Origin of the sequence: Actinobaculum sp. oral taxon 183 str. F0552 (assembly GCF_000466165.1) — a bacterium.
GTDB lineage: Bacteria > Actinomycetota > Actinomycetes > Actinomycetales > Actinomycetaceae > Peptidiphaga.
In genome coordinates this window covers 8,306-22,058 of sequence record NZ_KE951431.1, presented here as the reverse complement: position 1 = coordinate 22,058, position 13,753 = coordinate 8,306, and the positions used below count along the sequence as shown (strand labels likewise).

Annotated in this window: 12 protein-coding genes; all 12 read left to right on the top strand. The window is 71.4% G+C overall.

Features of this window, described 5'->3' with window-relative positions; translation table 11 throughout:
• The first annotated feature begins 153 nt into the window (after nucleotides 1–153).
• The 12 genes from HMPREF0043_RS06035 to HMPREF0043_RS05980 all read left to right on the top strand — a co-directional run bounded on the left by HMPREF0043_RS06035 (nucleotide 154) and on the right by HMPREF0043_RS05980 (nucleotide 13,688).
• On the top strand, nucleotides 154–855 hold the full coding sequence (locus tag HMPREF0043_RS06035; protein ID WP_021602077.1) for a demethylmenaquinone methyltransferase: 702 nt from the start codon (nucleotides 154–156) through the stop codon (nucleotides 853–855).
• 333 nt (nucleotides 856–1,188) lie between these two features.
• On the top strand, nucleotides 1,189–2,484 hold the full coding sequence (locus tag HMPREF0043_RS06030; RefSeq protein ID WP_040317979.1) for a geranylgeranyl reductase family protein: 1,296 nt from the start codon (nucleotides 1,189–1,191) through the stop codon (nucleotides 2,482–2,484).
• A 115-nt stretch (nucleotides 2,485–2,599) separates the two neighbouring features.
• Nucleotides 2,600–2,959, top strand: coding sequence for an NADH-quinone oxidoreductase subunit A (locus tag HMPREF0043_RS06025; protein ID WP_021602074.1), 360 nt, complete (start codon nucleotides 2,600–2,602; stop codon nucleotides 2,957–2,959).
• A 10-nt stretch (nucleotides 2,960–2,969) separates the two neighbouring features.
• Nucleotides 2,970–3,524 (top strand): NADH-quinone oxidoreductase subunit B, encoded by a 555-nt coding sequence (locus HMPREF0043_RS06020; protein ID WP_021602073.1) that lies wholly within the window; start codon nucleotides 2,970–2,972, stop codon nucleotides 3,522–3,524.
• Nucleotides 3,521–4,240: an NADH-quinone oxidoreductase subunit C gene (locus HMPREF0043_RS06015; protein ID WP_021602072.1), complete on the top strand. Its 720-nt coding sequence runs from the start codon at nucleotides 3,521–3,523 to the stop codon at nucleotides 4,238–4,240. Before HMPREF0043_RS06020 ends, HMPREF0043_RS06015 begins: the two co-directional genes overlap by 4 nt.
• Nucleotides 4,240–5,586 (top strand): NADH-quinone oxidoreductase subunit D, encoded by a 1,347-nt coding sequence (locus tag HMPREF0043_RS06010; protein ID WP_021602071.1) that lies wholly within the window; start codon nucleotides 4,240–4,242, stop codon nucleotides 5,584–5,586. The genes HMPREF0043_RS06015 and HMPREF0043_RS06010 overlap by 1 nt, the downstream gene beginning before the upstream one ends.
• Entirely contained in the window at nucleotides 5,586–6,257 is a 672-nt protein-coding gene (nuoE, locus tag HMPREF0043_RS06005) for an NADH-quinone oxidoreductase subunit NuoE (protein WP_021602070.1), read from the top strand. The genes HMPREF0043_RS06010 and nuoE overlap by 1 nt, the downstream gene beginning before the upstream one ends.
• Nucleotides 6,254–7,582: an NADH-quinone oxidoreductase subunit NuoF gene (gene nuoF / locus HMPREF0043_RS06000; protein WP_021602069.1), complete on the top strand. Its 1,329-nt coding sequence runs from the start codon at nucleotides 6,254–6,256 to the stop codon at nucleotides 7,580–7,582. Before nuoE ends, nuoF begins: the two co-directional genes overlap by 4 nt.
• Complete coding sequence (locus tag HMPREF0043_RS05995; protein ID WP_021602068.1) at nucleotides 7,579–10,257, top strand: NADH-quinone oxidoreductase subunit G; 2,679 nt, start codon at nucleotides 7,579–7,581, stop codon at nucleotides 10,255–10,257. The genes nuoF and HMPREF0043_RS05995 overlap by 4 nt, the downstream gene beginning before the upstream one ends.
• The gene (nuoH, locus tag HMPREF0043_RS05990) at nucleotides 10,254–11,579 is read left to right on the top strand and encodes an NADH-quinone oxidoreductase subunit NuoH (protein WP_021602067.1); all 1,326 of its coding nucleotides are present in this window, start codon (nucleotides 10,254–10,256) and stop codon (nucleotides 11,577–11,579) included. Before HMPREF0043_RS05995 ends, nuoH begins: the two co-directional genes overlap by 4 nt.
• Before the next feature lie 97 nt (nucleotides 11,580–11,676).
• Nucleotides 11,677–12,399, top strand: a complete 723-nt coding sequence (gene nuoI, locus HMPREF0043_RS05985) for an NADH-quinone oxidoreductase subunit NuoI (protein ID WP_232206058.1) — start codon at nucleotides 11,677–11,679, stop codon at nucleotides 12,397–12,399.
• A complete protein-coding gene (locus HMPREF0043_RS05980) occupies nucleotides 12,396–13,688 on the top strand; it encodes an NADH-quinone oxidoreductase subunit J (protein ID WP_021602065.1) in 1,293 nt (430 codons plus the stop codon). The genes nuoI and HMPREF0043_RS05980 overlap by 4 nt, the downstream gene beginning before the upstream one ends.
• The last annotated feature ends 65 nt before the right edge of the window (nucleotides 13,689–13,753 follow it).

Sequence of the window (13,753 nt, the reverse complement as noted above, 5' to 3'; positions counted from 1 at the left end):
GAGCGCGACCGCCGTCCCGGCCGCGACGGGGGCGATCGCGGCGGGCAGCGTGCGGGGGCGGGCGCCCTCGATCCAGTCCGAGACGGCCACGGGCAGCCATTCTACCCGCCGGGCGGTGGCCGGGGCCGGTCCCTCGGTGGTTGAATACCGGTCATGGATCGGCGCGCGACGCTCACGAAGAACCCCTCCGATGTCTCGGGCATGTTCGACGACGTCGCCTCCCGCTACGACCTGGTGAACGACGTCCTCACGGCCGGCCAGGTCAGGGTGTGGCGGGAGGCCGTCTCCGCGGCCGTCGGCGCCCGCCCGGGCCTGACCGTCCTGGACCTGGCCGCGGGGACGGCGACTTCGACCGCCGCCTACGCCGCCAGGGGCGCCCGCGCGGTGGCGTGCGACTTCTCGCTCGGCATGCTCGCCGAAGCCCGCAGGCGCCACCCGGACATCCCCTGCGTCGCCGGAGACGCCCTGCGCCTCCCCTTCGCCGACGCCGGCTTCGACGTCACGACGATCTCCTACGGCTTGCGCAACGTCAGCGATCCGCTCCTGGCCCTGCGCGAGATGCTGCGCGTGACCAGACCGGGCGGGCGCCTCGTCGTGGCCGAGTTCTCGCGGCCCGCCTGGCCGCCCTTCCGCGCCTTGTACGACGGCTACCTCGAACGGGTCCTCCCGGCCGTGGCCCGGGCGTTCGCCTCCGACGCGGCCGCCTACGGCTACCTGTCCGAATCCATCCTGGCCTGGCCCGGCCAGGAGGACCTGGCCCGCCTCATCCAGGAGGCCGGCTGGCGCGGCGTCGCCTACCGGAACCTCACCGGGGGCATCGTCGCCATCCACCGTGCCGTGCGCCCGCCGGCGTAGCCCGCGTCCCGGGGGAGGACCGGCTCCGATGAGCGGGGCGCAGGGCCCTTCCGTCATTTTCCAATCTGCGGCGCGCGACATCTGCGGCGCACGACGCCCGCGCGTCCACGCCTGTCCCGGGCGGCAGCACGGAAGGGACCCGGCCGCGAATTGTGACGTGCAGCGCCCGGCCGCCGGCGGGCCGCGGGGCAAGCGCCGGCGGAATTCGCGCGACCGCGCGATTCCCCGAATTCTGCAAGGAAATATTTGCGTAAAGATTATTTCGTATGCCGTTATCGTTAACGTAGGATGAACGCGATCGAGCGGCGTTATGGGACCGAGGATGGGGGTGCGATGCTCACCGAAGCCGACGTCGAAGCCGACGTCGTCATCGTAGGCGCGGGGCCGGCCGGCACCTCAACGGCACACTATCTCGCCCAGACGGGCCTGGACGTCGTCGTCCTGGAGAAATCCGCTTTCCCGCGGGACAAGGTCTGCGGAGACGGACTCACCCCGCGCGCCGTCTCCGAGCTCATCCGCATGGGAGTGGACACCGGATCCTGGGCGCGCAACACGGGGCTGCGAGCCATCGGCGGCGGCCGGACGGTCGAGATCCCCTGGCCGGAGGTCGCCTCGATGCCGAATTACGGGCTGGCCTGCCGGCGCGAGGTCCTCGACGCCGCGCTGGCCGACCGCGCCCGCGCCAGCGGCGCCGTCATCCACGAGGGCGTGACGGTCACCGGCCCGCTGCGCCATCGCCGCACCGGCAGGGCCGTCGGCGTGACCGCGAAGCCGCGCGGGCAGGACGGCCCGCCCAGCCGCCGCCCGGACGGGGCCCTGACCTTCCGCGCCCCGTTCGTGGTGGACGCCGGAGGGGTCTCGGCCCGCCTGGCCACGTCCGTCGGGCGGGAGAGGGACGTCAACCGCCCCATGGGAGTGGCCCACCGCACCTATTTCCGTTCGCCCCGGTCCGCCGACACCGTGATGGAATCGCACCTGGAGCTGTGGAAGGGCGCGTCGGGCAGGTCGGACCTCATGCCCGGGTACGGCTGGATCTTCCCGCTCTCCGACGGCCTGGTGAACGTCGGCCTGGGGTCGCTCTCCTCCACGGCCAGGCCGACGGGCCTGGACTACCGCGCGATGTTCGCGGCCTGGATGTCCAACGTGCCCGAAGAGTGGGGGTTCACGCCCGACAACCAGGTCGGCCGGCTCCGCGGCGCCGCGCTCCCCATGGCCTTCAACCGCAAGCCGCACTACGCCGACGGGCTGCTCCTGGTAGGGGACGCCGGGGGCATGGTCTCGCCCTTCAACGGGGAGGGGATCGCCTACGCCCTGCAGGCCGGGCGCCTGGCGGCCGACGCCCTCGTCCAGGCCGCCGCGCGCCGCACGGTCACCGCCCAGGACCGCGCCCTGGCCGCCTACCCCTCGGCCGTGCGCGAGGAACTCGGCGGGTACTACAGCCTGGGGCGCGCCTTCGCGGCCCTCATCGAGCGGCCGCGGGTCATGCGCGCGTGCGTCGCCTACGGACTCGGCCGTCCCACCCTCATGCGGCTGGTCATGAAGCTCCTCTCCGACTGCTACGACCGCCGGGGAGGCGACTGGATGGACCGGCTCATCGCCGCCCTGGCCAAGGCGGTGCCCAAGGCATGAGCATCCACACGGACGCCGCGTGCGTCGCCGGGCCGGCGGGCCGCCGCGCGGCCGCATCGGGCCGGGCGGCCATCCGCCCGCGCACTCACTTCGAAGAGGAAAGGGCGGTGAGCGCATGAACCCGTACGTTCCGCTCCTGGTCATGATCGCCGCGGCGGGCGGGCTGGCCGTCGGCGGCCTGGTCATCAGCGCGATCCTGGGGCCCAAGCGGCGCAACCGCGTCAAGCTCGAGAACTACGAATGCGGAGTCGAGGCGACCCCTTCGGCGGGCGGAGCGGGCAGATTCCCCGTCAAGTACTACCTGACGGCGATGACCTTCATCATCTTCGACATCGAGGTGGTCTTCCTGTACCCGTGGGCGGTGTCCTTCGGGGCGCTCGGCGTCTTCGGGATGATCGCCGTACTCGCATTCATCTTCCTGATCACCGTGCCCTTCGTCTACGAATGGCGCCGCGGTGGCCTGGAGTGGGACTGAAAGGGTAGACATGGCACGCGACGGCTCCCAGGGGGTCTTCCTGACGACGGTCGAGAACGTCGCCAACTGGTCGGTCACGCGCTCGCAGTGGCCGGTGACGATGGGCCTGGCGTGCTGCGCCATCGAGATGATGTCCTTCGGCACGCCGCGCTTCGACGCCGCCCGATTCGGCATGGAGGTCTTCCGCGCCTCCCCGCGCCAGGCCGACCTCATGATCGTCTCCGGGCGCCTGAGCCACAAGATGGCCCCCGTGGTACGCGACGTCTACGATAAGATGGCCGACCCCAAATGGGTCATCTCCATGGGCGTGTGCGCCTCCTCGGGCGGCATGTTCAACAACTACGCGATCGTGCAGGGCTGCGACCACGTGGTCCCGGTCGACATCTACCTGCCGGGCTGCCCGCCGCGCCCCGAGATGCTCATCAACGCGATCCTCGAACTGCGAGAGCAGGTCAAACGCGGGCACAAGCTGACGAAGAGGGCGCGTCTGGCGGCGTCGCAGGCCGCCGAGGCCGCGGCGCTCGAGGCGCCGCCCCTCCGCGAGATGAAAGGACTCTTGGCGTGAGCGACGACAGCGACGACGGCGCCCTCGAGCCGCTGAGCGAGGCGGGGGCGCTCGGCCCCGACGTGGTCCGCAGGGTCCAAGGCATGTGGGGGGTCAAGGGTTCGGGCGACACCTCCGGCTTCACGGGGCTCGCCCGCACCGAGACCGTGGCCGAGCCTTCCTCCCCTCCCTACGGGGGGTGGTTCGACGACGTCGTCGCCGTCCTCGCCGAACTGCTGACGGCCGACGGGCTGGACCCCGACGACGTCGTCGAGAAGGTCGTCGTCGAGAACGGGCAGTTGGTGGTCTTCGTGGCGCGCGAGCACCTCGTGCGGGTGGCCCGCCATCTGCGCGACGACCAGGACCTGCGCTTCGAGCTGTGCCTCGGGGTCTGCGGCGTCCACTACCCCCAGGACGCCGGGCGGGAGCTGCACGGCTACTATCCGCTCTTCTCCATTACGCACAACCGGTACATGGCCGTCGAGACGACCTGCCCCGAGGACGACCCCCGCATCCCCTCGATCGTCTCCGTCTACCCGGGCGACGACTGGCACGAGCGCGAGGCCTGGGACCTGCTGGGGATCGTCTTCGAGGGCCACCCGGGCCTGACCCGCACGGCCATGCCCGACGACTGGATCGGCCACCCGCAGCGCAAGGACTACCCCCTGGGGGGAATCCCGGTCGAATACAAGGGCGCGGTCGTCCCGCCGCCCGACACCCGGAGGGACTACAGCTGATGAGCGCGAACTTCCACGCAACGGGCGGGGCCACCGAGGAGGAGCTCGACGGCCTGCCGAACTTCACCGCCGTCGGCGGGGACTGGAACGAGATCTCCGACGAGGCCGCGCAGATGGCGGAGGAGCGCATCGTCGTCAACCTCGGGCCCGTCCACCCCTCGACCCACGGCGTCTACCGCCTCCTCATCGAGCTCGACGGCGAATACGTCCGGGAGATCCGCGGCGCCACGGGCTTCCTGCACACCGGCATCGAGAAGAACATGGAGTACCGGACGTGGACCCAGGGCGTCGCCTACGTGACGCGCATGGACTACGTCGCCTCTTTCTTCCAGGAGGTCGGATACTGCCTGGCAGTGGAGAGGCTGCTCGGGATCGAGGGGGACGTGCCCCGCAGGGCCAGCCAGATCCGCGTCCTGCTCATGGAGCTCCAGCGCATCGCCTCCCACCTCGTGGCCGTCGGCTCGGCCCTCAACGAGCTCGGCGCCACCACGATGATGACCATCGCCTTCCGCACCCGGGAGGACATCCTGCGCATCTTCGAGAGGATCTCGGGCCTGCGCATGAACAACGAGTTCGTGCGCCCCGGCGGCGTCCTGGAGGACGTCCCCGAGGGGACCACGGACTACATCCGCGGGCTCCTGCCGAACATCCGCCGGGGGACGGCCGAGATGGAGGACATCGTCGCGGCCAACCCGATCTTCAAGGCGCGGTTCCAGGACGTCGGCGTGCTCTCGCTGTCGGCCCTGATGGCGCTCGGCCAGACGGGCCCGGGCCTGAAGGCCGCGGGGCTGGCCTGGGACCTGCGCAAATCCCAGCCCTACTGCGGGTACGAGGACTACGAGTTCGACGTGCCCGTGCGCGACAAGTCCGACGCCTACAACCGCGCGATGATCCGCTTCGAAGAGTGCTATCAGTCGCTGCGGATCGTCTACCAGGCGCTCGACCTCCTCGACGCCAGCCAGGGCGAGCCCGTCATGGTGGCCGACAAGAAGATCGCCTGGCCCGCGCGCCTGTCGATCGCCACCGACGGGCAGGGCACCGCCCCGGAGCACGTGCGCGAGATCATGGCCGAATCCATGGAGGCCCTCATCCACCACTTCAAGCTCGTCACCGAGGGGTTCCGGGTCCCGGCCGGCCAGGCTTTCGCCATGGTCGAGCACGCCAAGGGCGTGTGGGGGTGCCACATCGTCTCCTCGGGCGGGACCCGCCCCTACCGCGTCCACGTGTGCGACCCGGGCTTCCACAATCTCCAGGGCCTGTCGATGATGGCCGAAGGCGGCCTGCTCGCCGACGCCATCGTCTGCCTGGCCTCCATCGACCCCGTCATGGGAGGTGTTGATCGCTGATGCAGGAATACGCTCCGGAGGTCGAGGCGCGGCTGCGCGCCGAGTCGCAGGAGATCATCGCGCGCTACCCGGTCGCCCGGTCGGCCCTCATGCCGATCCTCCACCTCGTCCAGTCCGAGGACGGCTTCGTCTCCCCGCGGGGGATCGCCCTGGCGGCCGACATCCTCGCTCTGAGCCGCGCCGAGGTCTCGGCCGTGGCGACCTTCTACAGCCAGTACCGGCGCCACCCCAACGGCGAGTACAACGTCGGGGTGTGCACGAACGCGCTGTGCGCCGTCATGGGGGGCGACGTCATCTGGGAGACGCTCACCGAGTACCTGGGCGTCGGCTCGGACGAGACCACCGAGGACGGCAGGATCACCCTCGAAGCCCTCGAGTGCAACGCCGGATGCGACTACGCGCCGGTCATCATGGTCAACTGGGAGTTCTTCGACAATCAGACGCCCGCCTCGGCTCTGAGGATCGTCGACGACATCCGCGCTGGACGCGACATCCACCCCACCCGCGGGGCCGACAAGGTCCACACCTTCAAGGAGACCGAGCGGGTGCTCGCGGGCTTCGAGGACGGGCACGCCGACGAAGGGCCCGCCGCCGGGCCCGCGTCGCTGGAGGGGCTGCGGCTCGCGCGCGAACGCGGATGGGCCGCCCCCGCGAAAGGGAGGGTGAAATGAGCGAGTTCTCAGCCCCGGGAGCGCTCGCCCCGGTCATCTCGGACACGTGGGACGCACCGCGTCCGTGGACGCTGGCCGCCTACCGCGCCAGCGGCGGATACGAGGGCCTGGCCAAGGCGTGGGGCTACGGCCCGGGGGAGCTGACCCAGCTCGTCAAGGACTCCGGCCTGGTCGGCCGCGGCGGCGCCGGATTCCCGACGGGCCTGAAGTGGAGCTTCCTGCCTCCGCCCGACGGCGGCCCCCGCTACCTCGTGGTCAACGCCGACGAGTCCGAGCCGGGCACCTGCAAGGACGTCCCCGCGCTCATGGCCAATCCGCACGCCCTCATCGAAGGCATGGCGATCTGCCTGCTCGCCGTCGGCGGCAACCACGGCTTCGTCTACCTGCGCGGCGAGGTCGTCCACGTCTACCGGCGCCTCCTCGCGGCGGTCCGCGAGGCGCGCGAGGCCGGGCTGATCGGCAAGGGCTGCGGGCCCAGGGGCGACTACGACATCGACATCACCGTCCACGCGGGGGCCGGCGCCTACATCTGCGGCGAGGAGACGGCCCTCCTCGACTCCCTCGAGGGCCGCCGCGGCCAGCCGCGCCTGAAGCCGCCCTTCCCGGCGGCCGAGGGCCTGTACGCCAGGCCCACCGTCATCAACAACGTCGAGACCATCTCCTCGGTTCCCGGGATCGTGCGCAACGGCGTCGAATGGTTCCAGGCGATGGGGACGGAGACGAGCAAGGGCCACGTCTTCTACTCCCTGTCAGGCCACATCTCCAGGCCGGGGCAGTACGAGGCCCCCATCGGGATCACCGGCCGCTCCCTCATGGACCTGGCGGGAGGCGTCCGCGAGGGGCACAGCCTGAAGTTCTGGGGAGTGGGGGGATCCTCCGCGCCCCTGTTCACGCCCGAGCAGCTGGACGTCCCCCTCGACTACGCCGGGGTGCGCGGCGCCGGGTCGATGCTCGCGACCCGGGCCGTCATGGTCTTCGACGAGACCGTTTCGGTGGTGCGGGTCATCTCCCGCTGGACGGACTTCTACCAGCACGAGTCGTGCGGCAAGTGCACGCCGTGCCGCGAAGGGACGTACTGGATGCGCCAGATCATGCACCGCCTGGAGGCCGGGAGGGGGCGGCCCGGCGACGTCGACCTCCTCTACGAGATCGCCGGGAACATCGCGGGCCGCTCGTTCTGCGCGCTCGGCGATGCCGCGGCCACGCCGATCAGGTCCGGAATCGAGCTCTTCCGCGACGAGTTCGAGGCGGGTTGCACGACCCCCGCCCGCGAGCTCTTCCCCTACGAGAAGACGACGCTCTTCGGGGAGGTGGCCGTCCGATGACGATCGAGGAGAAGCGAGTCGAGGAGGCGGTCCAGCTCGTCGACCTCACGATCGACGGCCAGAAGGTGACGGTTCCCGCCGGGACGCTCATCATCCGCGCCGCCGAGCGGATCGGCGTGAGGATCCCGCGCTTTTGCGACCACCCGCTGCTCAAGCCCGTCGCCGCGTGCAGGCAGTGCCTGGTCGAAGTCGCCAGGCCCGGGCGCGACGGGGTCGTGGCCAAGGGCCCCAAGCCCGTCCCGTCCTGCGCCGAGGCCGTCAGCCCCGGCATGGAGGTCTACACGCAGAACACCTCCGAGGTGGCCCGCAAGGCCCAGCGGGGCATGATCGAGTTCCTCCTCGTCAACCACCCGCTCGACTGCCCGGTGTGCGACAAGGGCGGCGAGTGCCCGCTGCAGAATCAGGCACTCTCGGACGGGCGGGAGAGCTCGCGGTTCGTCGACGTCAAGCGCACCTACCCCAAGCCCGTCGAGGTCTCCTCCCAGATCCTCCTGGACCGCGACCGGTGCATCCTGTGCCAGCGGTGCACGCGCTTCCAGTCGCAGATCGCCGGCGACCCCTTCATCGCCCTCCAGGGCCGGGGCGGCGGCAGCCCCCGCTTCGAGGTCCGCTCGCTCAACGGCTCGCAGATCGGAAACTTCGACGCGCGGGTCCTGAACTTCTCCGACTCCGACGGCGGCAGCCCCGAGGCGGCGGCGTCGCGCTGCGTCGGCTCCCGCGGGGCGCCGGGCATGGCCGAGGGATTCGCCACGGGCCCGCTCGAGCCCGGCGAGACGGACGAGTCGGGCAGGCCGTTCTCCTCCTACTTCTCCGGGAACGTCATCCAGATCTGCCCCGTCGGGGCCCTGACGAGCGCCGCCTATCGCTTCCGCTCCCGCCCCTTCGACCTCGTCTCCGTGCCCGGGGTGACAGAGCACGACGCCTCCGGATCGGCGATCCGCGTCGACTACCGGCGCGGCGAGGTCCTGCGCCGCCTGGCCGGCGAGGACCCGGACGTCAACGAAGAGTGGATCACCGACAAGGACCGCTTCGCCTTCCGATGGGCCAGCGGGGCCGACCGCCTCACGCACCCGCTTGTGCGCGACGAGTCCGGCGAGCTCGTGCCGACGTCGTGGGCCGACGCCCTCGACGTCGCGGCCCGGGGGCTGGCCCGCGCGTGCCAGGGGAGGGGCGTCGGGGTCCTGACCGGCGGACGGCTGACCATGGAGGACGCCTACGCCTACTCGAAGTTCGCGCGCGTCGTCCTGGGGACCAACGACATCGACTTCCGCACCCGCCCGCAGAGCGCCGAGGAGGACGCCTTCCTCGCCTCGACGGTCGCGGGGGCCGGCCTCGGCGTGACCTACGCCGATCTGACGGCCGGGCACGTGCTCGCCGTCGCCTTCGAGGCCGAGGAGGAGTGCGGCAGCGTCTTCCTGCGCCTGCGCAAGGCCGCGCTGGCAGGGACGGCCGCGGTCTCGGTCGTCGCGCCCTTCGCCACCCGGGGGACGGCGAAGATGCAGGCGCGTCTCATCCCCGCGGCCCCCGGACGGGAGGCCGCCGTCCTCGACGGCCTGGCCCCGGGGGACCCCACCTTCGACGCGCTGGCCGAGAAGGGGGTCGTCCTCGTCGGCGAGCGCGCCAGCGAGGCGCCGGGCGCTCTCTCGGCCGCCGTGCGGCTGGCTGCGCGCACGGGCGCGCGCCTGGCCTGGATCCCTCGCCGCGCCGGCGACAGGGGCGCTCTCGACATGGGCGCCATGGGCGCTCTGCTGCCGGGCGGCCGCCCGGTGGCCGACCCGGCGGCGCGCGCCGACGCCGAAGCCGCGTGGGGCGCACGCGTCCCCGAGACCCCCGGCCGGTCCGGGCAGGCCATCCTCGCCGCCGCCGCCGCGGGAGAGCTCTCCGCCCTGCTGATCGGCGGCGTCGAACTCGACGACCTCCCCGGCGACGCCCGGGCCGCCGTCGAGGCGGCGGGCTTCGTCGTCCAACTGGAGGTGCGCGCCAGCGAGGTCGGCGAACTCGCCGACGTCGTCCTCCCCGTGGCCCCGCCGGTCGAGAAGGGCGGGTCGTTCGTCAACTGGGAGGGCCGCATCCGGCCGTTCGGCCAGGCGCTCACCTCGGCGCAGCTTCCCGATCGGATCGTCCTCGACGACTTGGCGAGGGAGATGGGCACGGACCTCGGCTTGGGCACCTTGGCCGACGCCGTCGCCCAGATCCTCGAATTCCCGGCGTGGTCCGGGGCGCGGCCCGCCGCCCCGGACCTCCCCGCCGCCCCGGACAAGCCAGGCGAGCCGGAGCCCGCCTCGGCTGGTTCGGTTGAAGCCCGGCCCGCCCCGGCTTTCGCCGGCTCCGCCGCCCCGGGCCGGCTGGGCGCTCCGAAGGCGACCGCCGTCCTGGCCACATGGAACCTCATGCTGGGGCAGGGCGCGCTCCTGGCGAACGAACCGCATCTGGCCGGGACGGCCCGCAGGGCGGCGGCCGTCATGTCCGAGGCGACCGCTCGGGCCGCGGGCGCCGAGCCGGGCGGGAGCGTGAGCGTCCACGGGCCAGCCGGGAGCGCAGTGCTCCCGGTCGTGTGCGCGCCCATGCCCGACGGCGTCGTGTGGATCCCCCAGAACTCGCCGGGCTGTCGGATCGCGGCGCTGGGCGTCCGGTCGGGCGCGACAGTCGGACTCGACGCGGAGGTGACCAAGTGACCCCGTCCATCCACGCCGCGGCGCAGACCGCGGACTTCTCCCAGGACACGTGGTGGATCTGGACGCTCAAAGCAGTGTTCATCCTCGTGTTCCTCATCCTCAACGTCATCCTCGCCCTGTGGGTCGAGCGGCGCGCCCTGGCGCGCATGCAGACCCGCCTGGGCCCCAACCGGGTCGGCCCGCTCGGCTTCGGGCAGGCCTTCGCCGACGCCCTCAAGCTCCTGATCAAGGAGGACTTCTGGCTGGCCGGCGCCGACAAGCTCATCTACTTCCTCTCACCCGTCATCGCGGCGACCTGCGCCTTCACCGTCATGGCGGTCATCCCCATGGGCCCCGCCGTCTCGATCTTCGGGCACGAGACGCCCCTGCAGATGGCCGACTCCGCCGTCGCGGTCCTCTTCGTCCTGGCTGTGGCGGCCCTGGGCGAGTACGGCCTGGTCCTGGGCGGCTGGTCGGCCCACTCGACCCTCCCCTTCTACGGGTCGGTGCGCGGGGCCACCCAGATGATCTCCTACGAGCTCGCCCTCGGCCTCTCCCTCGTCACGGTGTTCCTGACCTCCGGGACGATGTCGACCTCGGGCATCGTCGACTCCCAGAGGGGCGTGTGGAACGCCGTCGTGCTCTTCCCCGCCTTCGTCATCTACCTCGTCTCGATGTTCGGGGAGACCAACCGCCTTCCCTTCGACCTCCCCGAGGCCGAAGGCGAGATCGTCGCCGGGCACACCACGGAGTACTCCTCGATGAAGTTCGCGTGGTTCTACCTCTCCGAGTACGTCAACATGCTCAACGTCTCGATGGTCGCCACGACGGTCTTCCTCGGCGGGTGGCGCGCCGGCCCCGTCACGACGTGGGTCTTCTCCCTGTGGGACGGCGACCCGAACACCGGCTGGCTGCCGATGCTCTGGTTCTTCGGCAAGACGTGGGCCTTCATGTTCTTCTTCGTCTGGACGCGGGGATCGCTGCTGCGCATGCGATACGACCACTTCATGAAGCTCGGATGGAAGGTCCTCATCCCGGTCTCGCTGGCCTGGCTCGTCGCCGTCACCCTCATCCAGGGAGTGACGACCTTCGCCGAGTTGTCCCGCCAACAGCTCTTCATCGGGATAGGAGTCGCCTTCCTCGTCGCCATGGTCGTCGTCCTGTTGATCGGGGACAGGACTCCGCCGGAGGGCGAGGAGCCTCGGGACGGCGAATTCATCCGGCCCGACGAGGAGTTCGACGCCTTCGCCGGCGGGTTCCCGGTTCCCCCGCTGCCCGGCCAGTCCCTTCCGCCGTCGCCGCGCGCGAAGCGAGTCACCGCAAAGGAGGCAGACCGTGACTGACAGCCACGAGACGACATCCCCGGATCCCGAGTCCCCTCTCTCTCCGGACGACCAGCGCGCCGAGGCCTCTCCGAGGCCGACGCCGCCGGACCCCGCGCTGTGGGACCGGCCGAAGAAGGGCCCGATAGGCGAGCTCTTCGCCCCCGTGGCCGGCTACGGCGTCACGATCTCCTCGATGTTCCGGAAGGTCGCCACCGAGCAGTACCCCGAGCAGAAGGTCCCCACGGCGCCCCGGTATCACGGACGCCACCAGCTCAACCGGTACGCCGACGGCTTGGAGCGCTGCATCGGCTGCGAGCTGTGCGCTTGGGCGTGCCCGGCGGACGCGATCCTCGTCGAGGCCGCCCCCAACACTCCCGGCCACCAGGTCTCGCCGGGGGAGCGCTACGGCCGGGTCTACCAGATCAACTATCTGCGCTGCATCTTCTGCGGATTCTGCATCCAGGCCTGCCCGACGCGGGCGTTGACGATGACCAACGAGTACGAGCTCGCCGGCCCCACCCGCGAAGGCCTCATCTACGAGAAGCACCAGCTGCTCGCCCCTTTGCGGGACGGGATGCTGGCCGCGCCCCATCCGATGGTCGAGGGCACCTCGGACGCCGACTACTACCGCGGCGAGGTCGCCGGCCCCACCCGCGAGCAGATCGCGTGGGTGGCCGAGCACCGCCCCGACGATCCGACCCTCCAGACCGCCCGCCCGGTCGATCCCCCCGCGTCGGGGGCGAGCTCCGCCGGCCGCGGGCGCGAACCGTCCGAACGGGCGGACGGACGGGGGGACCGCGAACTCGCCGCCGCCCGCACCGAGAGGAGGCAGCGATGACGGGCCAGCAGACCACCACCCTGCACATCTCCACCGGCGAAGCCCTCCTCTTCGGCGTGATCGCCGTCGTCATGATCGCCCTGGCCGTCTTCGGGCTGCTCATCACCCGGCGCGCCGTCTACTCGGCCATCTGCGTCATCGCCGACATGGTGTGCCTGGCGTTCCTCTACACCATGCTCGAGGCCCCGTTCATGGGCGTCGTCCAGGTGGCCGTCTACACCGGCGCGATCCTCATGATGTTCCTCTTCGTCCTCATGATGATCGGCGTCGACGCCGCCGACTCGACCCACGAGATCCTTCGCGGGCCCCGGATCTTCGCCGTCCTGGGCGGCCTAGGCTTCGTGGTCATCGGCGTCGGCGCGGTCCTGGCGGCCCGCGAACCCGAGGCGGCCGGGTTGAAACAGGCCAACGCCGACACCAATCCGGGAGCCATCGCCCGCGCCATCGTCGGCAACCACGTCCTGGCCATGGAGCTGACGGGCACGCTCCTGATCGTCGCCGCCCTCGGCGCCATGACCCTCACCCATCGCGAGCGCACCCGCAGGAAGCTCGACCAGGCCGCCCTGCAGGAGGCCAAGATGCGGGCCTTCGCCGAGCGCGGCCGCCACATCGGCCAGAAGCCCCCGACGGGCGTGTACGCGGAGTCGAATTCCGCGGCCGACCCCGCGCTCACCGTGGGCGGCGAGATCGAGGAGGCCTCGGTCTCGCGCGTGCTGCGCATCCGCGGGCAGGCGCGGACGCTCGCCGAGGTCTCGCCCATCACCGCGGCGCGGGCCGCCCGGGGGGACCTGACCGGCATCGGGGTGAACTCACGGGTGACGAACGCGCGCCTGCCCGGCATGCCCGGCGAGGAGGCCCCCGACTACACCCGCTCCGAAGGCGCCGGCGGGCGAATCGACGCCCGAGCCGGAGCGGACGGCCGGCCCGAGCCCCCGGATCCGAAGGCGAAGACTGGCGGGGAGGCCGAAAGCCGAAAGCCGAAGGAGCCCGAGCGGGCCGGCGATGCGGAGGGGGCCGGGACGCCCGGGGAACCCCGAGCGTCCAAGGGGCCCGAAGCATCCGAGAGAGCCGAAGGATCCGGAGCCTCCGAGGAGAAGTCCGGAGAATCCGGGAGGGCCGAAGGGGTCGGGCACTCCGGCGGGAAGGCGCCTGGAAGCTCCGGAAAGGCCAAGAAGTCCGGGGCCTCCGGCAAAAAGGGGTCCGGGGCTTCCGGCAAGAAGGGGTCAGGAGCCTCCAAGAAGAAGTCCGGGGGCTCTAAGAAGTCCGGGAAGGCGAGGAGGAAGAAGTGAACCTCATGTTCTACGTGGCTCTGGCCATGATTCTCTTCGCGATCGGCGGCGCGGCGGTCCTCACA